This is a genomic window from Rosistilla carotiformis (genome assembly GCF_007753095.1).
GTDB lineage: Bacteria > Planctomycetota > Planctomycetia > Pirellulales > Pirellulaceae > Rosistilla > Rosistilla carotiformis.
Map to the genome: position 1 here is coordinate 5,304,979 of NZ_CP036348.1, position 23,993 is coordinate 5,328,971.

18 protein-coding genes and 1 pseudogene are annotated in these 23,993 nt (G+C 58.2%); 12 read left to right on the top strand and 7 right to left on the bottom strand.

Going from position 1 to position 23,993, the window contains the following annotated elements; all coding sequences use genetic code 11:
• The first annotated feature begins 733 nt into the window (after positions 1–733).
• Positions 734–1,126, top strand: a complete 393-nt coding sequence (locus Poly24_RS19205; RefSeq protein WP_145099244.1) for a VOC family protein — start codon at positions 734–736, stop codon at positions 1,124–1,126.
• Between the two features lie 123 nt (positions 1,127–1,249).
• Here Poly24_RS19205 and Poly24_RS19210 read toward each other — a convergent pair whose 3' ends face one another.
• Positions 1,250–2,719, bottom strand: coding sequence for a DUF1501 domain-containing protein (locus tag Poly24_RS19210; RefSeq protein WP_145099247.1), 1,470 nt, complete (start codon positions 2,717–2,719; stop codon positions 1,250–1,252).
• Positions 2,720–3,337: 618 nt separating this feature from the next.
• Here Poly24_RS19210 and Poly24_RS19215 point away from each other — a divergent pair.
• The 5 genes from Poly24_RS19215 to Poly24_RS19235 all read left to right on the top strand — a co-directional run bounded on the left by Poly24_RS19215 (position 3,338) and on the right by Poly24_RS19235 (position 12,942).
• Complete coding sequence (locus Poly24_RS19215; RefSeq protein ID WP_197452023.1) at positions 3,338–7,408, top strand: VWA domain-containing protein; 4,071 nt, start codon at positions 3,338–3,340, stop codon at positions 7,406–7,408.
• A gap of 195 nt (positions 7,409–7,603) precedes the next feature.
• Positions 7,604–9,112 (top strand): TonB-dependent receptor, encoded by a 1,509-nt coding sequence (locus Poly24_RS19220; protein ID WP_231753231.1) that lies wholly within the window; start codon positions 7,604–7,606, stop codon positions 9,110–9,112.
• 136 nt (positions 9,113–9,248) lie between these two features.
• Positions 9,249–9,989, top strand: a complete 741-nt coding sequence (locus Poly24_RS19225; RefSeq protein ID WP_145099253.1) for a dienelactone hydrolase family protein — start codon at positions 9,249–9,251, stop codon at positions 9,987–9,989.
• A 99-nt stretch (positions 9,990–10,088) separates the two neighbouring features.
• Entirely contained in the window at positions 10,089–11,462 is a 1,374-nt protein-coding gene (locus Poly24_RS19230) for a sensor histidine kinase (protein WP_231753232.1), read from the top strand.
• A 7-nt stretch (positions 11,463–11,469) separates the two neighbouring features.
• On the top strand, positions 11,470–12,942 hold the full coding sequence (locus Poly24_RS19235; RefSeq protein WP_145099256.1) for a sigma-54-dependent transcriptional regulator: 1,473 nt from the start codon (positions 11,470–11,472) through the stop codon (positions 12,940–12,942).
• A gap of 28 nt (positions 12,943–12,970) precedes the next feature.
• Here Poly24_RS19235 and Poly24_RS19240 read toward each other — a convergent pair whose 3' ends face one another.
• Entirely contained in the window at positions 12,971–13,447 is a 477-nt protein-coding gene (locus Poly24_RS19240) for an SET domain-containing protein (RefSeq protein WP_197452024.1), read from the bottom strand.
• A gap of 109 nt (positions 13,448–13,556) precedes the next feature.
• A complete protein-coding gene (locus Poly24_RS19245; protein WP_145099259.1) occupies positions 13,557–13,772 on the bottom strand; it encodes a hypothetical protein in 216 nt (71 codons plus the stop codon).
• Between the two features lie 544 nt (positions 13,773–14,316).
• Between Poly24_RS19245 and Poly24_RS27480 the strand changes: the two are divergent.
• Positions 14,317–14,585 (top strand): annotated as a pseudogene (locus Poly24_RS27480) (sulfatase-like hydrolase/transferase); the annotation flags it as partial.
• A gap of 379 nt (positions 14,586–14,964) precedes the next feature.
• Here Poly24_RS27480 and Poly24_RS19255 read toward each other — a convergent pair.
• The 4 genes from Poly24_RS19255 to Poly24_RS19270 all read right to left on the bottom strand — a co-directional run bounded on the left by Poly24_RS19255 (position 14,965) and on the right by Poly24_RS19270 (position 19,664).
• The gene (locus Poly24_RS19255) at positions 14,965–16,323 is read right to left on the bottom strand and encodes a Gfo/Idh/MocA family protein (protein ID WP_145099262.1); all 1,359 of its coding nucleotides are present in this window, start codon (positions 16,321–16,323) and stop codon (positions 14,965–14,967) included.
• A gap of 170 nt (positions 16,324–16,493) precedes the next feature.
• The gene (locus Poly24_RS19260) at positions 16,494–17,474 is read right to left on the bottom strand and encodes an ABC transporter ATP-binding protein (RefSeq protein WP_145099265.1); all 981 of its coding nucleotides are present in this window, start codon (positions 17,472–17,474) and stop codon (positions 16,494–16,496) included.
• Positions 17,471–18,697, bottom strand: coding sequence for an ABC transporter permease (locus tag Poly24_RS19265; protein ID WP_197452602.1), 1,227 nt, complete (start codon positions 18,695–18,697; stop codon positions 17,471–17,473). The genes Poly24_RS19260 and Poly24_RS19265 overlap by 4 nt, the downstream gene beginning before the upstream one ends.
• Before the next feature lie 40 nt (positions 18,698–18,737).
• Positions 18,738–19,664 carry an ABC transporter permease gene (locus Poly24_RS19270; RefSeq protein ID WP_145099271.1) on the bottom strand — a complete coding sequence of 309 codons (927 nt, stop codon included), beginning with the start codon at positions 19,662–19,664 and terminating at the stop codon, positions 18,738–18,740.
• A 301-nt stretch (positions 19,665–19,965) separates the two neighbouring features.
• Here Poly24_RS19270 and Poly24_RS19275 point away from each other — a divergent pair, with 301 nt between their 5' ends.
• The 5 genes from Poly24_RS19275 to Poly24_RS19295 all read left to right on the top strand — a co-directional run bounded on the left by Poly24_RS19275 (position 19,966) and on the right by Poly24_RS19295 (position 23,991).
• The gene (locus Poly24_RS19275) at positions 19,966–20,511 is read left to right on the top strand and encodes a PSP1 C-terminal domain-containing protein (RefSeq protein WP_145099274.1); all 546 of its coding nucleotides are present in this window, start codon (positions 19,966–19,968) and stop codon (positions 20,509–20,511) included.
• A gap of 122 nt (positions 20,512–20,633) precedes the next feature.
• Positions 20,634–21,236 (top strand): NfeD family protein, encoded by a 603-nt coding sequence (locus Poly24_RS19280; protein ID WP_145099277.1) that lies wholly within the window; start codon positions 20,634–20,636, stop codon positions 21,234–21,236.
• Positions 21,237–21,318: 82 nt separating this feature from the next.
• Positions 21,319–22,413: a flotillin-like protein FloA gene (gene floA, locus Poly24_RS19285; RefSeq protein WP_145099280.1), complete on the top strand. Its 1,095-nt coding sequence runs from the start codon at positions 21,319–21,321 to the stop codon at positions 22,411–22,413.
• A gap of 15 nt (positions 22,414–22,428) precedes the next feature.
• A complete protein-coding gene (locus Poly24_RS19290) occupies positions 22,429–22,887 on the top strand; it encodes a hypothetical protein (protein WP_145099283.1) in 459 nt (152 codons plus the stop codon).
• A gap of 102 nt (positions 22,888–22,989) precedes the next feature.
• Positions 22,990–23,991 (top strand): AAA family ATPase, encoded by a 1,002-nt coding sequence (locus Poly24_RS19295; RefSeq protein WP_145099286.1) that lies wholly within the window; start codon positions 22,990–22,992, stop codon positions 23,989–23,991.
• Positions 23,992–23,993 lie beyond the last annotated feature (2 nt).

Consider the following 23,993-nt stretch of genomic DNA (forward strand, 5'->3'; position numbering starts at 1 on the left):
CAGAACCTCCCTAAAGTTCATATTTATCTAAAACTACGCATGCCACCCAGTTGACCTTGCATATTCAAGCAGTAAACTCTCCGTGAACCCACCTTCCTTTAGAACACTCCTTGGAGACCTTACGATGCGTTCAATTCTTGCTGTCTGTGTAGTCGCTACTTTGATGTCGATCACCGCTCCTTCGGCTGAAGCTGGCCTTTTCGGTTGCTTCAAGAAGAAGAGCTGCTGCGAACCAGCACCGGTTTGCTGCCCAGAACCCGTATGCTGCGAACCAGCTCCTGTTTGCTGCCCACCACCAGCACCTGTTTGCTGCGAACCAGCTCCAGTATGCTGCCCAGAACCAGTATGCTGCGAACCAGCTCCTTGCTGCGATCCTTGCAAGAAGCCAGGTCTGTTCGCTCGCATCCGTGCTAAGATCGCTGCAAAGAAATGCTGCAAGCCCGTATGCTGCGAACCAGCTCCAGTTTGCTGCAACTAGTTCAACTGGGTGTGCCTTCATCGGCACCATTCGCGTTTTGAAAGCTTATGCTTTTCAGTTCCGCGATCCAATCCATATTAACGGGCTGTCTTCTGACAGCCCGTTTTTTCGTGGATTAACAGCGGTTCAGGCGACATCCTTCGTCGCCTCCGCCGCAATTGGGCCTCGGTTCGCCCGGGCTGCTGATTTGCGAAGCTGCGGGAGAGGTTAGAATCCGATCGATACCGAATTCCATCGCACTCAGCCGAGGCCACAATGAACCGACACGAAGCGATCAACTACGTTGAATTCCCCGCCCGCGACCTGCCTTCGACCAAGGCTTTCTTTAGCGCGGCGTTCGGTTGGACGTTTGTCGATTACGGCTCCGAATATGTCGCCTTCTCCGACCAAGGTCTCGATGGGGGATTCTACCAAGCCGATTTAGCGGCGGACACGGCCAACGGTTCCGCATTGATCGTCTTATATAGCGATTCGCTGGAGCAGACGCTCGCCAAGGTGGCGCAAGCCGGAGGGGTCGTGGTCAAGCCGATTTTCAGCTTTCCCGGGGGCCGACGTTTTCATTTCACCGAACCCAGCGGCAATGAACTGGCGGTCTGGTCGGATAAAGAGGGGGATGGAAGTGGAGACGCCGCTCCGCCCGCGTCCTAACTCGAATATAGAACGCGTCTCATTTTGAAAGGATGCCGGTTCGGCGTCACATTCGGATGCGGGATGCCGCGGGCGGAGCTGCCGCCCCACCACGATCGGCATCGGCATCGGCATTGGGGAATGCTACGCAAATAGCTTCGTGACGGCTTGAGCTTTGACCAGTTCCCGCGGCTGATTCAGATGGTTGTAGACCATCGTCTCGGGATGGATGCCGAAACTGTGATAAATACTGGCCAACAATTCGCCCGGATGGACGGGATCTTCCAGCGGTGCCGACGCGGTTTTGTCGCTTTTACCATGCACATAGCCACGGCGCGTGCCCGCACCGGCGACGACGCAGGTGTAACAATAAGGCCAGTGATCGCGACCGTCGGCGCTGTTGTTATTGCCGCTGGTGCTTACCCCTCGCTGCGGGCTGCGGCCGAATTCGCCGACTCCCACGACCAGCGTTTCATCCAGCATTCCGCGATCGTCCAGATCGGCGATCAACGTCGAGAAACCGGCGTCGAACATCGGTGCCGACTGGTCTTTCATCCGTTTGGAGAGCCCGGAGTGCTGATCCCACGAATGGTTGTCGCTGTTGGCAACCTTCGGCCAAACGACTTCGACCACGCGTGTTCCCGCTTCGACCAAGCGACGAGCCAACAGACAGCTTTGTCCGAAGGTGTTCTGACCGTAGCGTTCGCGCAACGCCACCGGTTCGGAAGCGATATCGAACGCCTCGCGAGCCCGTCCCGAAACGATCAACGAGAGTGCACGATCGTAATATTCGTCCAATTCGTAAGATTCGACCGCTTTATTGATCGTCGGCATCTGCTTGTTGATCAGGTCGCGTAACCGTGCCCGGCGTTGCAAGCGAACGCTGAAGACCTCCGGTCGCAGCATTAGGTCGTCGATCTTAATACGGCTCATCTTTTCCATATCCATGTCATCCCCCGATGGATACAGCGTGTAAGGGTCGTAGGCTTTCCCCAGAAAACCGGCTGAGCCCCCTTTCCCGACGACGTTCGATTCTTGCAGCGGGCGAGGCAGCATCACAAACGGCAGCATCGGTTCATCGACAGGACGCAGACGGATCAGGTTGGATCCAAAGTTGGGAAAATCCTTGGGGCTGGGCGGCTCCAACTGGCCTGACGGGCTGACCTTGTCGGTCGTATAGCCGGTCATCATTTGATAGATCGCCGCGGTATGGTTGAACAATCCGTTAGGCGTGTAGCTCATCGAACGGATCATCGTAAAGCGATCGTTCAGCTGGGCCAGTCCGGGCAGATTCTCGGTGAATTGAATCCCGGGAATCTTCGTGCTGATCGGGTTAAACACGCTTTTTACGTTGTCGGGGACATGCTCCTTGGGATCCCACAGATCGATATGGCTGGGGCCACCTTGCAGATAGACCAGAATAATCGACTTGGCCTTTCCCCAACCCGGTCCGCCGCCAACGGGCGATTCCGACGCCTGGGCCTGCAGGTTGAGCATCGATCCGAGCGACAGTCCCAACATCCCTGAACCGCCGACGCGTAAAACGTCGCGGCGGGTCGGCTTTAAACTGGGATCACACAAATCTTTTCCAGCAGCACCTTTAATCGACAGCATGATTCATCCTTTTCGGTAGGGAAGGGAGAGGTGGATCGATCTGCGCTCCCGTGGCCGTGGTGGGGGAAAACCGCGGCAGGGACATCGGAGGGTGGGAACGGCGAGGCTTATTGTATCAGATGCGAAACGGGGAAAATGAGTCTCTTTAGGAATCTTTTTGGTGCCATTGCCGCTCCTTGAAACCGGCGGAGATCGCGATGCCGCCAGGCCGCAGCCAGGGGCGGCCGCGCCAAACCGCCACCAGCACGCGGAGGCCATGGAAACCGTGGTGTAGGGCGTAAAGAGGCGTTGAAACGTGATTTGGCACCCCATTTGCTTCCCATAGCGTGGTGACTCAACGGCTTTGTTTTGCCGCCGTTTTTTCACTGCCTCGCTACAACTGTTGCAACTTGCAACAACGGTTGTCGCGGCAAAATGCAACGCTACAGATTGCGACAAGTTGGCTTTTTTCTTGGAAGTGTGGCAATGGTCAGAATAGAATCGAACGGGGCGCGTCCATTCGCTGCCTTCCGCAGTGCTTATCCAAACCGATCGGTGGCCACGGCCGCCCTTGGTGACGCCACGAACAACCACTTCGACACCACCTCTCTTCTGCAAGGTCATCGGGAGACCCCGCGCATGGAAATCCACCGTCCGAAACACCTCATCCCTCGCCAGCCCAAACTTGCGCGACTGGTGCTGTTGATGCTTGCGATCACGTTGACCAGCCATCTGGCAACGGCTCAATCGCCCGAATCGAACAGCCGTTTGGCGACTTACCAGACCCCTGCCGGGGATGGATATTTCGCCATCAGCGTCACGCCTCAGCTGGATCCTCAGCAAATGGCGGCGGTCACCCAGGGTCCCCGCAGCGTGGTGCTGGTTGTCGATACGTCGGCCAGTCAATCGGGTTATTACCGCAACCAAACGCTTGAAGCGGTCCGTTCGGTCTTGGCCGGACTGGATGCCGACGTTGCCGTCAGCATCGTCGCGGTCGATGTCCAAGCGACGCGTTTGAGCGATCAGTTCGCCAAGCCGGCTTCGGAAACGACCACCAAGGCGATGAAGAACCTTGCCAACCGTTTGCCACTGGGCAACACCGACTTGGCTTCGGCGTTACGAACTGCCGATGCGATGCTCGCACCGCAGTCGGGGCATCGCGCGATGGTCTACGTCGGCGACGGCAGCTCGATCGGCGACGTGCTTGACGAACAGGCGTTCGGAAAGATCGCCGATTCGCTTCGCAGTCATCAAATCGCCGTCCACTCGCTGGCAATTGGCCCGACGACCAACGTGCAACTGCTGGCATCGATCGCCAACCAAACCGGTGGCGTGACGTTGGTGCAAGCCGACGATTCGAAGAACTCGCCGCTGCAGATGGGAACGATGTTGGCAAACGCTGCCAGCCACTCACCGTTGTGGGTTCAATCGGCCACGCTGCCCGCCGGTTTTGTCAGCGCCCATGGCGATCGCTTGCCGCCGCTGCGAACCGATCGCGATTCGGTTTTGATCGGTCGCTTCGAAGGCGAAGGTGCTGACCATTTGATGGTTCGCACGACCGCTTCCGACAAACAAATCGATTTGAACTGGGATTTGAAACGCGAACCCAGCAACCCTGATTTTGCTTTCCTGCCTTCGTTGGTCTCCCAAAGTAGCGAAACCGATGGGCTGTTCCTGCCCACGGCCGGTTCGGTTTACCTGCGGGAAACCGCTCGGATGATGACCGAAAACGCCGACCAGTTGGCCAAAGCAGGCGCCTTGGCCCTGAAGCGTGGCGAATTGAAGGGAGCCGCGGCGGTCGCCGACATGGCACTCAGCATCGACCCCACCAATCCACAAGCGCTGTCGGTCTCGAACCTGGTATCCAACCAGACCAAATTGACAGCTCAGGTTGTTGACGCCGAAGGGAGCGGTTTGCTGGATCCTCAAGCTCCCGCCATCGCGCCCGATCCATTGGAAGCTCCCGGCGTTTTCATGAACACGGTCGAAGCCGAACGCGATCAATTGACCGGTCGTGTGCGGGCGGAGGTGCGGGCTCAATTGAAGGCCGCGCGTCAACGCCTGGCGCAAGATCCTACCGGTGTCGCAGCTTCGCTGAAGATCTTGTTGGATTCGGTACAAGCTGAAAACAATCTGGACGTGCGAGTTCGCGACGAATTGGCCGCTCAGATCGTCAGCGCGATCCAAGTTTCGGAACGCTCCGAAGTTCGGTTCTCGGAAACTCAAGGACGCCAACAAGAAATCAAAGCTCAAGCGGCGACCACCGAACGTTTGTTGCAGGATACCTTCCGGCACGAAGCACGCGTGAAAACGCTTGTCGATCAATTCGCCTCGCTGATGGATGAAAATCGCACCGAGGAAGCAGTCTTCGAGGTCGCACCGCAAGTCGCAGAGCTGGAGCCCGACACGGTGATCTCCAATTCGTTGAACACGCACGGGCACATGGTTCACAATTACCGGCGTTGGAAGAAAGCGCAATCGATGCGTCAGCGGAACTTTGTCGATTCGCTGCTGCTGAACGAAGAAGCGTTTATCCCGTTTGTGGATGATCCACCCTTGCACTACACCGACGCCGAAACCTGGCAACGCATGAGCCGACGTCGTTTGGATCGCTATGGTGCGATCGAATTGACCGGAAACAACGCGGCCGAACGTCGGATCTACAAAGCGTTGAACGACGACACGTCGCTGAAGTTCATCGACGAACCGTTGGAAAACGTTGTCGACATCCTGAAAGAGAAGCACAACATCCCGATCGTGATCGATCTGCGAGCGTTGGACGATCTGGGCCTGACCCCTGATATTCCTGTGACCAAGAACCTGGAAAGCGTCTCGCTGCGTTCGGGTCTCCGATTGCTGCTGCAGGATCTCGATCTGACTTACATGATCAAAGATGAAGTGTTGCAGATCACCACACCTGATGCAGCGGAAACCAACCTCGTGACCAAGGTTTATCCGGTCGGCGATCTCGTCGTTCCCGTGATCCAACTTGGTGGCGGCGGCATGGGCGGCGGCATGGGCGGCGGCGGCGGCTTCGGCGGCGGCGGTGGCGGCATGGGCGGCGGTATGGGCGGCGGCATGGGTGGCGGCATGGGTGGCGGCATGGGCGGCGGCATGGGCGGAATGGGCGGCGGCGGCGGTATGTTCGCCGTACCCGACGAGGTTCGCTTGTCCGAGAAGACGTCCGCGTCAGAAGCTCCCGCAGCAAAGCCTGAATCGGTTCCGCTGGCGGTTCAATTGAATCAATTGATTAAGGTGACACCTTCCGAAGGACAAACCGAAGCGGAAGCGTGGGACGAATATTTCGCCGACCTTTCGTTTGCCGACGAACGTCAACGCGCGATCCACGATTCGCGACTGCGGATGACGATTCGCCAAGGACTGCGACGCGCCGAGAAGGCTGACGAAGCGGGGGACGCGGAAAAGACGAAGGTCGAATTCCAACGGATCTGCGATCTGGTGGGTGGCGCGTTGCGTCAAGGACACGCCCAAGCTTGGATGTATCACGGACTGGCGCTTGCTTTGCAGGGCACCGGTGCGGATCAGAGCGAGGTGGAACGGGCGATGTTGTCGGCTGCCGATTTTGCCGAATCGACCGACGACCTGCTGAACATCGCGCGCCACATGAATCAGATGAACATGCAAGCCCGGGCGATCAGTCTGTGCAAGAAGGCGGCCCAGTTGGATCCTTACAAAAGCGAAGCCTATCTGATGGGGCTCGGGATTGCCCGGCAAACCGATGACCTGGAAGGCATCACCTGGGCATGTGCGGGAGTGTTGCGTCAAGCGTGGCCCGAATCGCTGCAACACATCGAGGACAAAGCTCGGTTGACCGCACGTTCGACCTACCAACGCTTGTTGGAAGAGGGACGTGTCTTGGAAGCGAAACAGTTTGAGAGCAACGTTTCTGAATCGGTCGTTCGCGACTGTGTCGTCCGCGTTTCGTGGACTGGCCAAGCCGACATCGATTTAATGGTCGAAGAGCCCTCGGGAACGGTTTGTTCGTTACAAACGCCACGATCGGCTGGTGGGGGTGTGTTGTTGGGAGACAGCTTCAGTGGCGATGAGCCCTCAGTGACAGGCTTCTCCGAATCGTACGTTTGCCCCGAAGGCTTTACGGGTGAGTACCGGATCCTGTTGCGTCGCGTGTGGGGCAATGTTTCCACCGGGCATGTGACCGTCGATGTGATCACCGACGTCGGTCGTCCCGAACAACATTACTTCCGTCGTCAGATTCCGTTGACCGAACAGAACGCCTTGATCACGTTCCAGGTTCAAGACGGCCGTCGAAAACAACCGGTGGCCGAAGCAAAACTTGTCGATCTTCGCGAACAGCAGGACAAAATCAACCGCAACATCCTGGCGCAACAATCGTCCAGTGCACCGGTCGACCTGCGTTCGGCGGCGGATTATTACCGCGACATGGCGCTCAGCAACGGCAACCGCGGCCGCAATCCTTTCTTGGATGGCGGTGCCGTCGGCTTCCGTCCCGACATCACGATCCTTCCCGAAGGTGCGTCGTTGCAGGTGTTGGGAATCATTTCGGCCGATCGCCGTTACGTGCGGATCACGCCCGGCCCGTTCTTTTCACAGATCGGCGACGTGACCACGTTTAACTTCGTCACCGGTGACGAAGGCACGGGCACCGGCGGCGGTGGAACCGGTGGTTCGTTTGGTGGCGGCGTTGGTGGCGGCGGCGGCCAGCTGTAGCCCACCGCGAGGTTCTTCGCTTCAAGCTTCTCAGGGAACGTTTGGCGCAGCGTTATTCCGACTGCGCCAAACGTAACCATGCAACTTTCGCGCGCCCGAACGATTGCCTGAGAATTCTTCTGCCGATGCGGTCTGCGTGTCCTATAAGCATTGCGGTGAGTTTAAACTTTCGCAATCTTCGGGGAGCAGACGGGCATGGGATCGGAACGACCAAACACAGAACGCAAGGCGCTTGACGTCAATCTAGACGCCCGCCGATACGGGTCGTTCGCGGAGATCGGAGCGGGGCAAGAAGTCGTCCGATGGTTCTTTCGCGTCGGTGCCGCCGCGGGAACGATCGCCAAGAGTATGTCGGCCTACGACATGTCGGTCAGCGACGCGATCTACGGCCAATGCGAACGCTACGTCTGCCGCAAACGCCTCGAAGACATGCTCGACCACGAGCACTCTTTGAATTTGCAACGTCTGCGTGAAAGCCGCGGCGACACGACCGCCTTCTTTGCATTTGCCGACACCGTTTCGGCCCGCAATTTCCACGGCACCAACGATTGCCACGGCTGGATGGGAATCCGATTCCAAGCCCATCCCCGCGATCAAGACAGCCAGATCATCATCCATGTACGGATGCTGGACACCGAGAACGCGCTGCAACAAGAGGCGCTTGGGATCGTTGGCGTCAATCTGTTGTACGGTGCGTTCTTCTTGAACCACGAACCCGATCAATTGATCGAATCGTTGCTGGATAATCTCAGCACCCGGCGGATCGAGATCGATATGATCGAATTCTCCGGAATCGCGTTTCGCCACGTCGATAACCGCGTGATGAGTCTACGGTTGGTGCAACTGGGGCTTAGCAGCGCCGCGATGTTCTCGGCCGATGGTGAAGTATTGCAGCCGTCGGAAGTGCTTTACAAAAAGCCGATCCTTGTCGAACGCGGCAGCTTTCGCCCGCTGACCAACGTCAACCTCGATATGCTGGAAGCCGCTCAAGAGAAATTCCATCTCGAAGCCGACGTCGACCCCGAGGAAGTGGTCACGCTGGCAGAGATTACGATGCGAAACCTGCAAGCCAACGGCAACATCGACCTCCGCGACTTCCTCGCCCGCGTCGATGTCTTGGCAGCATGTGGGATGACCGTCCTGATCTCCGACTATTTCGAATACTATCGCTTGGCGGCCTACCTGGCGCGGTATACCAAGAAGAAGATTGGGATCACGATGGGTGCGGCCAGTCTGATCGAATTGTTCGACGACAAGTACTACACCAAACTCGATGGCGGGATCTTGGAATCGTTCGGTCGGCTGTTTAAGAACGATCTGAAATTGTACATCTATCCGCTGTTGGATCGTGAGTCGGGTGAACTGACGACGATCGAGAACCTAAAGATCGCCAACGAACTGCGGACGCTGTACCAGTATTTGGTCGACAAGGGCTGCATCGAACAACTCGATAACTTTAACCCCGCGCATCTGTCGACCTTCTCGCGTGAAGTGCTGCGTCAGATTCAAGTCAATGATTCCAGCTGGGTCCAGCACGTTCCTCCTGCAGTCGCCGACCTGATCCAACAACGAGGCTTCTTCGGTTGTCGCCGCACACCGCCATCTGAACGGATCCAACCGGCGGCGCTCGCCGCACCGCCGATCGCTCCGTTGCCAATCGATCAAGGGGCGATGATCCCCGCACTTGCCGGATCAATTCACTAGCGTGACATGAGTGCGGGGAAATGATTCCTCGCGGTGAAAGTGAACGCGGAGAAGCCAACCTCGCCCCCTGGGTGAAAACCGCCTCCGCTCTGCTATCCTTCAGGGACCCAAATCAACGCTCCTTGAAGGAACTCTCATGCGAATTCACCCGGCCAGTCACGTCGACTTATCCACGCCCAGCGGCACCATGCGAACCCATTTGTTTCGCCCCGCGGTCGAAGGCAAGTTTCCGGGCGTGATCTTGTATTCGGAAATCTATCAGATGACCGCGCCGATCGCCCGCACCGCGGCGTTGCTTGCCGGTCATGGTTTTGTCGTCGCGGTCCCCGATGTCTACCACGAATACACCGAACTGGGCGAAGCGTTTGCTTACGACCAAGCGGGAACCGACCGCGGCAATGCATTAAAGACGACCAAGGAACTTGCCAGCTACGACGCCGACGCGCGCGCGGTGATCGATTACTTTGGCAGCGACGCCGGTTGCAGCGGACGGATTGCGACGGTGGGAATCTGTTTAGGTGGGCATCTTGCGTTTCGCGCGGCCATGAACCCGGAAGTCGCCGCCGGGGTTTGTTTTTATGCAACCGACATTCACAAGGGAAGCTTAGGGCACGGGATGGCCGACGATTCGTTGGCGCGGATTCCTGAAATCCAAGCTGAGTTGATGATGATCTGGGGGCGCCAAGATCCACACATTCCGGTGGAAGGTCGACGGTTGATTTATGATGCCTTGACCGCGGCGGCAACTCGATTCACCTGGCACGAATTCAATGGAGAGCACGCGTTCATGCGCGACGAAGGGCACCGATATGATCCGGCGCTGGCGTTGTCGTTGTACGCAATGGTCTGCCAATTTTTGACAACTCAGCTGAGATAGCAACCTCCCGCCCCCCAAGGCTCCACCGATCGGGCGATCGTGTGTCGCGAGGTCCCCGTTCGAACAACCCGCTCCTTTCAACCGCTGGAACGTTTTGTGGTGACATTCCGTTCGCTAAGAATTCGTTTGCTCGCGCCGCTGGTGCTGTGCTCTCTGCTGGCAGCGGTCGCCGTCGCGGCGGTCTCGTATGGGTTGGCCCAACGTTGGGCCACACGGGACTTGCAAGCGCGTTGGGTGGGGATTCAACGCACGCTCTCCGAATCGACGTTCCCATTAAACTTGGTCGTGTTGCGGTTGCTGGCGGACCTGACACAGTCGGAATTGGTCACGCTCGATTCTTCCGGCGCGGTGCTGCAGCGAACGGTCGACGCGCCGGTAGAGCGGATTGCGGAATTCGCGGCGGAACTTCCCATTTCGGATCGCGCTGGCGAAGCTGCCACCGTGCCGACGCTGAAACTTTCCGATAGCCGCTACGTCGCGTATCGGTTTCCAACACGGAACCCCGCGCAGCGTTCCGACCGCGTCGAAAGTGTGCTGATCCTGTTTGACGAAGCACTGCTCCGCGATGCCCGACGTCGCGCGGCGATCCTGCCGCTGGCAACCGGCCTGTCGACGATCGTTGCCCTGGCGTCGATCACCCTGATTGTGACCGAACGGATGGTGCGGCGGATCACTTCGTTACAAGGACGCGTGGAACGGGTAGCGGCGGGCGACTTCGAATCGAAAGTCTCCGACAACGTCGGCGATGAATTAGGACGCCTGGGGGCGGCGGTCGAAACGATGGCCAACCAATTGAAACAATTATGGGCGACGGTTCATCACCAGGAAGGCGAAAAACTGCTGCATCAAATTGCTGGCGGCCTAGCGCATCAATTGCGAAACAGCCTGACCGGCGCACGGATGGCGATCGAATTGCACGCCAACGATTGTCGCGAGGACGCCGATGAAGGGTTGCAGGTTGCCATCGGTCAGATCGAACAGGCCGAAGATTATGTGCGGCGATTGTTATTGGTCGCGTCGGGGCGTCAAGCGGAAGACCGTCCGCTGGATGCGTTGACCTGCCTGTGCGATGTGCGCGACAGCCTATCGCCAATCGCACGCCATTTAAATGTCGACCTGCAATGGGACCTGGACGCTGGAATCGACGGTCATCGCATCAAAGATGGAGCCAGCCTGTCGTCGGCGATCTCCAACCTCGTCCTCAACGCTATCCAAACAGGGGACAGCGTGCGCGTGGAAGCAAGGATCCGCAACCAGCAATGGGTGCAGGTTGCGGTCATCGACAACGGCCCAGGAGTCGCCGAAGCGCTGGTCGATGATCTGTTCAAGCCCTTTGTTACCTCCCGTCCCGAAGGATTGGGATTGGGGTTGCCGGTCGTGGCCCGCGCCGCAGAGCATTTAGACGGCCACGTCGTCTGGTTGCGTCGATCGCAACAGACCGTGTTTGACTTCTACGCCCGGATTGTGTCATAAACGAATCATGCAAAACGAAACCGAAACGCCATTGAACACCTCCACGCTCGTCGCCGACCCAGCCGCGGTCGTCTTGGTGGTCGACGATGAACCGTCGATCTGCTGGGCCTTTGAAAAGATGTTGTCGCAACAGGGGCACCAAGTGCTGACGGCGTCGTCGGCGGAAGAGGGATTGTCGTTAGCAGAAAAGCACTCGCCGGCACTGGTTCTACTGGACGTGCGGCTGCCGAAAGAAGACGGCATCTCCGCGCTCCCCAAGTTCCTCGCGGCGACCAACAACGCCGCGGTGATCGTGATGACCGCCTTTGGCGATCTGGACACGGCCGTTAGCGCGATCCGTAATGGAGCGAGCGATTATCTGATCAAACCCTTTCGGCTGGCCGACGCCCAGCGGACCTGCCGGCAAGCGTTGCGATCGGCGCTCGATCGCCGCAGCCAACCGGCCACGCCCCATCCGATGCCAAGCGGCCAACAGGTATTGGTCGGGCAATCTCCCGCGATGCAGCAAGCGTTCCGGCAGATCGCATTGGTAGCCGCCAGCGACCTGTCGGTGCTGATTACGGGGGAAACGGGAACCGGCAAGGAATTGGTCGCCGCCGCGATCCACCGCAACAGCCAACGCGCCGACAAACCCTACATCCCCATCTCGCCGGTAGCGCTGAATCCCGACCTGATTGAAAGCGAATTGTTCGGTCATGCCAAAGGCGCTTTCACCGGCGCTACCGACGATCGGGCGGGACTGTTTGAACAGGCCCAAGGGGGAACGATTCTGTTGGATGAAATCGGCGACCTACCGCTAGCCGCGCAGGTCAAATTATTGAGGGTGTTGGAGCAAGGAGAGTACAGCCGCGTGGGGGACTTGCGCGTCCGGCATGCCAATGTCCGGATCATCGCCGCGACCAATTGCGACTTGCATCAAAGCGTGCAACAGGGAACGTTCCGCGAGGACTTGTACTACCGGCTGACGGGCGTGCGGATCCACCTTCCGCCCCTACGGGGCCGCCCCGAAGACATCCCGCTGCTGTGCCAACATTTTTTATCGGCGATGGATTATCCGGGGCTCGATGCCGCGATCGATGCGAACCTCATTGCCGAGCTGCAATCGCGTCCGTGGAGCGGGAACGTCCGCGAATTGAAGAACGCAGTCCAACATGCGGCAGTCGTGGCGCGAGGTCGAGCATTGGAAGCGAGCGACTTTCCGCCCGCAACGCCGGCACGCGGCGAGGCGCTGGCTCCGTCGAGCGCGACCTTGACCGACAGTGTTGCCGCGTGGGCCACGCAGACACTGGCAACCAATACGCAACCGTTGACCGACCTGCACGCGCGGTTTCTAGCCGCCAGCGAACCCGCACTGCTACGGATCGCGATGGAATACACCGCGGGCAACCGAGCGAAGGCGGCGGAGATCTTGGGGATTCATCGCGGCACGTTGCGCGATCGCTTGCGAGCTTACCAGATGGATGCGTCCAACGGAGACTGATCGCCCACCTGGACGGTCTCCGACCGGATTAACGCCGCTTCTTTTTACTCGCAGGCAATTGGTCGATTTCGTCCAGTGTAACGATCCATCCGCGGCAGCTGTCCGCACCACATTGGCAGGGAATGGCACAATCGGCGGCCCAGTTGTAATCGATCGTCAGCTGCTCGCCCGCTTCGATGTCGCGGAGCGCTAAGAGATAGACCTCGGGGATCGCCTCGGGATCGTCTTCGTTCTCATCCCATGTGAACTGGCTGTTCGGTTCACAGCAGTGGTTCAGAAATCGGAACGGTGCATCGGGTTCCAACGTGATCGATCCACCAATGTCGATGCAGTACTCCGAACCATACTCGGGGTCGTCGTGGACTTTGCCGGTGATCCAACCCACGACATCGTGAGCTTGGAAATCGCGGTCGGCAAACACGCCTTTGCCAATCGGTGTCGACCGGACATTGACCGCTGGATCGGGTTCACAATCGGCGGTCGACGAAGTTTCAGAATTCAACAAGGGATGGTTCCTCCAACACGCGCTGTTGAGATGCCGTCGTGGCTAGAGGAAAAGGTTAGTGCTTTGCTGGCAATTCAACCAGCCCTTGTCTGCGGCATTCGCGAACAGATTACGCGATTGCGACCGTATCTCCCTCACAAACAAACCAGGCGTGATGCACGGCTTGGCGAACCGAAGCGTCCGACAAGTGCAAGTCGTCGACGATCGAAGTGATGGTCTGCGGGTTGCCAGCACGGTAGACGAAGTCCCAGATTTGGTTACGCAGCGCTTCCATCTCATCGTTTTCCAAGGGTTCGGTCACAGGATCGCCTTTCGCATCGCGCATGGGGGATTTTAAATTTCGCTTGTCAGCAGGAACAATAACCTGTTGGGCGCTGCTGCCGAAGCAAAATCACGCTAAATGACCAGAATTCAGAGATGTTTTTCTAGGCCACCTCTTCGTCATCGGGCTAACGAGACCAATCCGCTAAACGAATCCAGCGAAGTTCCAAATCATATTCAATTAATTCAGCCCCCACCGTCGCCAGGTCGAATCGATCCGCCGCGACGTGTCCCCATGCCGTGCATCGCACCAGGGTGTGAAGACCGCGCGAAGAATGGGCTGTTTCCCAGATGTCATGGGCCGATGCCCCAGACCTTGTCGGCTGAGAAAAATCGGAATCGTTTCCCGACCGCATCGACGTGACAGCGCACACCCCTGAAGCCGTCCGACGGTCCGGAAACCGACGACCTTTCTGGTCTCCCGTTGGCGACTCCCTCGTTTTGCTTGAGGCTTGCCTTGGTCGGTCGTGTGGCTCCATTTCCAGCATTCGAGACCTTATCTACGGTTGGACGATCGGGCTCCAAACATCTTGAAAGAGGCAGTCAAAATGAAGTTGTTCTTGTTGCGTTTCCTCTGCGTCGCAATCGCCTTTGGCGGGGCGATCCAAGCGGCGGATAAACCGAACATTGTTGTAATCATGGGGGACGACATCGGCTGGTTTAACCCAAGCTGTTACAACCATGGGATGATGGGCTACCAGACGCCCAACATCGATCGGATCGCCAAAGAAGGGGTGATGTTCACCGACGCGTACGTCCAACAAAGTTGCACTGCGGGGCGGCCGCCTTCATCACCGGTCAGTCCCCCAAGCGTACAAGTTGCACTTCTCCACGCAAAACAACGCGAGAATGGGATCGTGGTTCTTCGCGCAACAACCGCGCAAAGCGCCGTTGATCATCGATTTGTGAGCCGACCCGTTTGAAGCAGCCCCCCGAAGATTCATCGCATTACGACGACTGGGTCGTTCGCCACATGGACGTGATGGTTCCGCTGAAAGCTCTCGTTGTGAGGTTTATCGGGTCGTTTAAAGAGTTCCCACCGCGTCAAGAAAGGGGCAGCTTCACGCCCAAGCAATAGGTTCCAAGGCGGCGTCGCAACAACTCTGTGAACGAAGCAACTCACCTTTGTTAACAGCACAGCCGATCGTGCGGCTGTGCTGTTTTCGTATCCACAGCGAGCATTCACTGCCGATCGACTACATCTCGATTTCGTAGCCTTCGCGGTACGGACGGGCCAGCATCGCATTGGCTTCGCTATCACCCGTGATCTGCTCGTTTTCGGCGTCCCAATTCAAAGTCCGCCCCAGCCGCGCCGAGATCCCCGCCAAGTGGCAGACATTCAGCATCTGCATGTGCGAATGGACATCGGAGATCGGTTCGTCGCGGGTCCGCGTGCAGTTCAAGAAGTTGGCCCAGTGGGCTTTCCGCGCGTTCTCTTCCATCGGCAGCCCTTTGTAGGCCTTCTGGAGCGCGCCTTCGGGCAACGGATCGTCCTTGAGCGCATCGACAGGGGCACCGACCAGTTTGCCGCGGTTGACGAAGAGGCGTCCCTTTTCACCTTCAATCAGCACGCCGTTGTCGGTGTCGTTGCGGATGATCATTTCGGTACCGTCGGCATACTTGGCAACAAAGTTGAACGCGGTGGCGGTGTTGTAGCGATCGGTCTGCAGTGGCTTTCCATCCTTGTATTCGACGGGATGGCTGGCGGTGCCGCCGATCGAAATCGGCGCGGTGGGTTGGCCGTTGACGCTGAGCGCCCAGGTGGCGATATCGACGTGGTGAGCTCCCCAATCGGTCAGCTTGCCGCCGGAGTACTCGTACCACCAACGGAACTCATAGTGACCGTTGGTCAACCCTCGCTTGCCACCTTTCATATATCGATAATCCGTTTTGGGTGCTGGCCCCAACCAACGCTCCCAGTCGAGTCCCGCCGGCGTTTCGGCAACGGGGATCGCCGGACTGGTTGGTGCGCCACCGATCGCTGCTTGAACGCGCAAGATCTTACCCAATCGTCCTTGTTGGACCATCGCGATCGCTTTGGTGAACAGATGGAACGTGCTGCGCTGTTGCGTGCCGACCTGGACGATGCGGCCCGTTTCGCGCTGCACCTTACGGATCAGTTTGCCCTCATCAATCGTCAGCGTTAGCGGCTTCTCGCAATAGATGTCCTTACCGGCCAACATCGCTTCGATCACCGGCTTGGTATGCCAGTGATCGGGCGTGGCGATGTGCACGATCTTGATGTCGTCGCGGTCCAAGATCTTGCGGTAGTCGTCGTAGATATCCGCCTTACCGCCGCTGAGCTTCTGATTGGCTGCCTCCTGCCGCGACTTGTCCGCATCGGCAATCGCGACCACGTTGAGATAGTCTTCGGCCGACTTCATGTTCCCCAGTCCCATCCCGCCGGCACCGATCAGCCCGATCGGGATCCGATCGTTCTTCGCCTCGGTTTCGTCGGCCAGTGTTTGGCTGTGCGAAAAGAAGTAGGGGACCGAAACACTGGCACCCACAACGGCGGAGGTGCGCAAAAAGTCGCGACGATTTTGATTGCTCATCAGGAAAATCTTGGGCTTTTGTTTTCTGAAGTCAGACGTCCAGCACGCACGTCGCTCGACAGAGCGTCCCGCGTGGCGAAATCGTTAGCGTAACGATCCCGCCCCATAATAGCAGCCGCAGCGGCGACGTTCGACCCATTCCCGCATTCTGACAGCCAATCAGAATCGATTCAGCTGACGTTCAGGTCGACAAAACAAGCCCGTTGTCGCTCAGTCGATGTGTTTTCCAATCGCGGATCCTCGCCCAAGCAGCGATCAATTTTGTGAGGACAGCGCGGGTGAAAGGCACATCCGCTGGGCAATTCAGCCAGATGGGGTGGTTGCCCCTCGATCGCTTTCAGTAATTCGCTTCCATGCTGGTCCCAGCGAGGGATCGAATTCAGCAAGCCCTGGGTGTAGGGATGTTGGGGCTTGGCGAACAGTTGATCGACGGGTGCTTTTTCGACGATCCGCCCGGCGTACATCACCAGCACCCGGTGGCAGATATTGGCGACAACGCCCAGATCGTGCGTGATCATAATGATCGCGGTGTTGTGTTCGCGTTGCAGCTTTTTCAACAGATCCAAGATCTGCGCTTGGATCGTCACGTCGAGCGCGGTCGTCGGTTCGTCGGCGATCAAGATCTCGGGATTACACGACAGCGCCATCGCGATCATCACCCGCTGACGCATCCCGCCACTGAATTGATGCGGGTAATCTTGCAAGCGTTTTTCCGGGGCGCTGATGCCAACTTGCGTCAGCATCTCGATCGCGTGTTCGGTCGCTTGACGACGATTGAAACCCAAGTGCAAACGGGTGACTTCGGTCAACTGATCTTCGACCGTCAGGAACGGATTCAACGCCGTCATCGGATCTTGAAAGATCATCGCGATCCTTCGTCCGCGGATCGCGCTTAATTGCTCCTGCGACATCGCCAGCAGATCTTGGCTGTCGAACATCGCCCGCCCGCTGGTAATCTTTCCCGGCGGCATCGGGATCAATCCCATCATTGCCAGATTCGTAACGCTCTTGCCCGAGCCCGATTCGCCGACGATCCCCACCGTCTCCCCGGGGGCGACATCAAACGACACGCCACGCACCGCATCCAACATTCCGTCGTCGGTACCAAAACCGACACCCAGATTTTCCACAGACAACAGCGGCTTGTTCATGATTGATTCTTCATCCTCGGATCCAATGCGTCGCGGAGCCCGTCGCCCAGGAAGTTCAACGCAAACAAGGTGCCCGCCAACGCGCTTCCCGGAAAGACGACCAACCACCACCGCGATTTCAGCGGCGTGATCGCTTGCACGCCATCGTTGACCAACAGCCCCCAGGAAACGTCTGGCGGGGAAACGCCCAGGCCCAGGAACGACAGGAACGCTTCGAACAACATCACCGCGGGGATCGTTAGCGTTAGGTAAACGATCACGATTCCCAACACGTTCGGGACCAGATGGCGAAAGATGATCCGCCGTTGCGAGGCCCCCACGGTCCGAGCCGCGTCGACAAATTGCTCATGTTTCAGCGACAGCACTTGGCCGCGAACAACGCGCGACATCGTCAACCAATAGATGGCGCCGATCACGATATAGAAGATCGTGATCTGATCGATACCAAACGATTTCAGCGACGCCGCGATCGATTCCTCGCTTAAAAACGTCATCAGGAAGATCACCACAAAGATGAACGGAACCGAATACAGGACATCGACGATCCGCATCATCACGGCATCGACGCGGCCGCCAAAATAGCCCGACGTCGCTCCATACGAGACACCAATTAACAGGCTAACGATCGTCGCCACCACGCCGACAACCAACGACACACGAGCACCCCAGAACAGTCGGGCCAGCATGTCGCGACCAAGGTCGTCGGTCCCACACAGGCTCGGCACAGCCCAGTCGCCGAAGATGGCGACTCGCAGCCGCGTCAGCTGCCATGCCAGCGGATCCAATTGGTTCCACATTTGGCTGAACGGATGGGCGGTCGTCTCCAGTTGTTCGATCTTGGCGTCCAGGGCCTCCCGCGCCGCCGGATCGGTCGCATCGGCACGCTCTTGCCGCAGCGTCGCGACCGAAGCGTTGACCTGCTTCACCTCCGCCGCCAAGCTGTTATCGGTAAACTTCAAATCCTTCCGCTGCCCCATCCGGTAGGCCTGCAGATTGGGAGACATGCCGCGACGGTTGTCCAGATCTTTATCTAGCGGACTCTGCAGCGGCAACGCCGGCGTCAGGAAGGCCAGCACCGCCAGGGCGATCAGAAAGTAGAGCGACAGCATCGAAGCCCGCCTGCGCCGCAGCCGTCGCCAAGCATCCTGCCACAGCGAGACGCCTTGGATTCGTTGCGCATCGGCGAGCAGCTGGCGGTAGTGCTCCCGCTGCTGGTCGGTCATCTTCTCGGTTGCGATCTCGGGATCAGCCATCTTCGGTGAACTACTCCAGCTTGACACGTGGATCGATGATCGAATACGACAGGTCGACCAGCGTGTTCATCAAGAACAACAGCGCGGTGTAAACTAAAACCAAGCCCATCGCCAACGAATAATCGCGTTGCAGCGCCGCTTCGACAAAGTGGCTGCCCATCCCCGGGATCGCAAAAATCTGCTCCAACACAATCGAACCGGTGAGCACCCGGGCCGCGGCCGGACCTAAATAAGAGACCACCGGCAGAAGCGCTCCGCGGAGCGCGTGCTTACCGATCACCTTGTACATCGGCAGCCCCTTGGCCTTGGCGGTTCGGATGTAATCTTGGCCGATCGTCTCCAACAAACCAGCGCGTGTCAGCCGCGCGATGTAGGCGGCGACGGGAGCACCAAGGCAGAGCGCCGGGAGCACCAGATGCCATGCACTGCCCCAGCCGGCGGTCGGAAAGAGATTCAATCCGAACACAAACACGATGATCAGCAAACTGGCCAGGACAAAGTTCGGGATCGCGATCCCCAGCGTCGCCAGGATCATCAACGTGAGGTCGCCGATCGATCCGGGCTTCAACGCACTAACCACGCCCGCGGTCACGCCCAGAACCAACGCGAACGAGAGGGCCAGGATCGCCAACGAAGCGGAGATCGGGAAGCCTTGGGCAATGACTTCGTTGACGGAAAAATCTTCCAAGCGGAAGCTGGGGCCAAAATCACCGGTCAGATCGCGTCCCAGTTCACGAAAGTACTGCGTGGGCAGCGGATCGTTCAAACCGTAGCGTGCTTCGATGTTTCGCTTGATCGCCTCGGGGACGTTTTTCTCACTGCTGAATGGCCCGCCGGGGACAAACCGCATGAGGAAGAACGAGACGGTAAAGACGATCCACAGCGTCAGCAGCATCCAGCCGAGTCGACGTATCAGAAAGGTGATCAAGTCCTGCACGACAGTTTTCTCATGGAGGCAACAACCCGTTGTCCGCGGCGGCGATGCCGTCAACGTGCTGAAATCCTACAGGACAGGGCGTCGGAGGCCCACCCTGGTTTGCCCGCTTCGCCCTACGCAGGATCGATTTGTCGTGCGGCTCGGCCACGAGGGCCGCTTGAGAACCGCGTGGCTCGCGGGTTGCACTCCGTCATCAATGCCTAGAAAATGAGCCGACACTTCCAATCGCCAATTTTCAGTTTCCGGTTTCAGCAGGCGTCGGCCGTCGCCGCGCCGCATTCCACCAACGGATGAATTTTACTTGATCAGCCATTATCTGGTTCGCACGGGTGCCTGGGGCGACATCTCACAGCATCGGCCGGTCGACGGCGGCAGCTATCGTCGCGGGGACCGCGTGATCTGCGAGACGTCGCGCGGTTTGGAGATCGGCGAAATCGTCGCCGATGTCGATGCCGATGCGGCCGCGGGCCGGATCCTGCGACGGATGACCGATCAGGACGAATTGCTGCAGAAGCGACTGGAGCGTTACAAACGCAAAGCGGTGCAAGAGTGTCGCGAGCGATTGGTCGCCGCCGGGATCGACGCGGTGCTGTTGGAAGTCGAACAATTGTTTGATGGCCGAACGTTGTTCTTCCATTTTCTGGGAGAAACCAACGACGATGTCGAAGCGATCACCAATGAACTTGCCGACGCATACGAACAACATGTGCGTAGCCGCCATTTCGCCAAACTGCTCAGCGAAGGTTGCGGTCCCGGTTGTGGAACCAAAGAAGCCGGCGGGTGTTCCGGTGGATGCGCGGTCTGCGTGGTTGCCTCGGCTTGCAGTTCGGCTGCCAAGAAATCCTAAAGGTTCGTCATGTCGCGGCGCGGCTTCCATCCTAAACGCTTCGCGCAATCGATCGCCCGGGCCACGTCGTTGGGCCGGCGTTCAACGGCGACCGGTCGAAGTCTCATGCGAATCGAGTCGATATGATGGATGGTCCTCTGTTCTGGTCCTTTGTATTGTTAGCGGCAGGCCTGCTGCTGATGATCGTCGAATTTTTTGTCCCCAGTGGCGGATTCCTGGCGATCGCCAGCGGATTGGCGATGATCGGCTGTATCATCGTCGGCTTCTCCGTCAGTCCCCGTTGGGGCATGATCATGGTCGTCGTGGTCGTAACGCTCGTCCCGATCGCCCTTGGAATCACGGTCCGATTATGGCCGCGAACACCGATGGGACGCAGCATCATGGCACGCCAACCGGGCGACCCGTTGCCCGACGTGCTGCCCGACGACGAATACCATCGCAAGATTAAATCGCTGCAAGGACGCGTGGGCATGGCGGACAGCGACATGTTGCCCAACGGAACGATTAAAATCGATGGAGAGCGGTACGACGCGATCAGTTCCGGTGGCGCGATCGATCGTGGGCAGCGGATTGAAGTTTTTCGAATCGAATCGGGCAAACTGCATGTCCGCGTGACAACGCGAGCGATCGACGCCGATCGGGATCATGCCGAACCAACCGTTTCCCCCTTGGACCAACCGATCGAACAGTTGGGTATCGACAGCTTGGAAGATCCCTTGGCATAAACGTCGCGATCGCTTGACTTGACCGCGAACGTGGGGTAACACCTGATCCATAGAATTTGTTGCTACAACTAAGGAAAGCACCATGGCGGCGTTGAATTCACTGTTGTTCTTAGCTCAAGCCCAAGACGCGAACATCCTTTGGCTGGCGGTGATCGTTTTTGTCGTCATCGGCATGATGATCTTCGCGATGGTCTTCTTTAGCTATTTTGGGCTGTGGATTCAATCGTTATTGACCGGTGCGAAGGTCTCTCTGGGCGACTTGCTGGGGATGACGTTTCGGAACGTCAACGCGCGGACAATCGTTCGCGGCAAGATCATGTCGACCCAAGCGGGCATCGAAGATCCCGAACTGACCAGCAAAGCGCTCGAGGCCCATTATTTGGCTGGCGGCAACGTGCCCCAAGTGATCCGAGCATTGATCGCCGCCAAAAAGGCGAAGACGATCAGCTTGACCTTTCGTGAAGCCACGGCGATCGACCTGGCCGGCCGCGACGTGCTCGAATCGGTGCAAACCAGCGTCTATCCCAAAGTGATTGATTGTCCGCCGCGAGGTTCGGTCAAACCCTCGCTGGACGCAGTTGCCAAAGACGGCATCCAGTTGAAGGTCAAAGCCCGCGTGACCGTGCGTGCGAACCTGCAACAATTGATCGGCGGTGCCACCGAGGAAACGATCATCGCCCGCGTTGGCGAAGGAATTGTTAGCGCGATCGGTAGCGCCGACGGCCACAAGAATGTCCTTGAGAATCCCGACCTGATTTCCAAATGGGTGTTGTCCAAACGCTTGGATTCGCAAACCGCATTTGAGATCGTTTCGATCGACATCGCCGATATCGATGTTGGGGTCAACGTGGGGGCCCGATTGCAGGCCGACCAAGCCGAAGCGGACACACGTGTCGCCCGCGCTCGGGCCGAAGGACGGCGCGCGATGGCGGTAGCTGAAGAACAAGAAAAGTTCGCCGAAATCGAAAACAGCCAAGCGATGTTGGTCGCCGCGCAAGCCGAAGTTCCGTTGGCGATGGCCGAAGCGTTCCGCAGCGGCAAGCTGGGAATCTTGGACTACTACAAATTGCAGAACATCAACGCCGACACGGACATGCGAAAAGCGATCTCGCGATCGACGCGTGACGCCAGCGAACTGGCCATCCAAAAGCAACAACAAGCCCAGGCCCAGAGCTAACCCGAGAGCGAAATCATGTCTGACGACATCGAAGCATTTCTCCGCCGCGCCGCCCAACGCCGCAAGGAACAAGCCGCCAAAAAGGCAGCCCCTGTTGCGAAGCCGCGACCCGAGTACACCGACAGTCGCGCCGAGCGAAAGATCCGTGAGATTCGCCCCGAGGATCTTGTCGAACCCGAGATCGTCGAAGACTACTCTGCCGGCATCAGCCAATTGACAAACCGGCATCTCCAAGGCGAACACCTGGCCAACGCGGTCGGACAAGCCGACGACAAAATGGACGCGCACATCCAAAAGGTTTTCGATCACCAAGTCGGCCAGTTGCCGAACGATCCTGCCCCTTCGGCAGCTCAATCGATTGCCGAAGGCGAGATCGCCAAAACGTTGATCGCCCTGTTACAATCTTCCCAAGGTGTCCAGCAAGCTTTCCTGCTTCACGATATCATCGAACGCCCGACCCATCGCTGGGACTGATGCTTCACCGCGCTCGCGGCGGCAACTTCCGCCAGCGACGTCGATCCGGGCGACTCCGCTTGGAAATCCCTCTCTTCGCATAGCCTTTAGGAACGATGGCGCATGAGCACTTTGGCCGATTCGATGCAGCAACAAGCCGAAGAATTTCAACGCCGCTATGCGGACGTGCGAGAACAGATCGGTCGCGTGATTGTCGGGCACGATGACATCGTCCACGGTGTATTGACCGCGATGTTGATCGGCGGGCACTGCCTCCTGGAAGGAGTTCCCGGACTGGGCAAGACGATGCTGGTGCGAACCCTTGCCGAAACGCTGGACCTTCAGTTCAGCCGGATCCAATTCACCCCCGACCTAATGCCCGCCGACATCCTGGGCACCAACATGATCGTCGAACGCGATGGTCAAAAGAATTTCGAATTCCAACGTGGACCGATCTTTACCCAAATCCTGCTAGCCGACGAAATCAACCGCGCCACGCCCAAAACCCAATCCGCCTTGCTCGAAACGATGCAGGAAGGAACGGTCACCGCCGGGGGCACGCGATACACGATGGACAAACCCTACTTCGTGTTGGCGACGCAGAACCCGATCGAACAGGAAGGAACCTACCCGCTGCCGGAAGCTCAGCTGGATCGTTTCATGTTCAAACTGGTCGTCGGCTATAGTTCCCGCGAGCAATTGGCGACGATCATCGCCCGAACGACAAGCGGCGAAACAGTCCATCCCACCAAGGTCATGGATGGGGCCGAAATCATTCGCTGGCAGCATCTAATCCGCGAAGTGATCCTAGCGTCGCATGTCCAGGATTACATCGTCCGCTTGGTCTTGGCGACCCATCCCGACGGGCCGCTGGCGGTCCCGATCACGAACCAATACGTTCGCTGGGGCAGCAGCCCGCGGGGAGCTCAGACGCTGGCACTGGCCGCAAAAGTGCGGGCGCTGCTGGAAGGTCGCTTCAACGTCAGCTTTGAAGACGTGCGGCGAGTCTACCTGCCCGCGATGCGACACCGCGTTCTACTCAACTTCGAAGCCCAAGCCGAAGGCATCGAACCGGATCGCGTGCTCCTGGAGATCCTGGAAAAGGTTCCCGAAAAGGCCGACTGAGA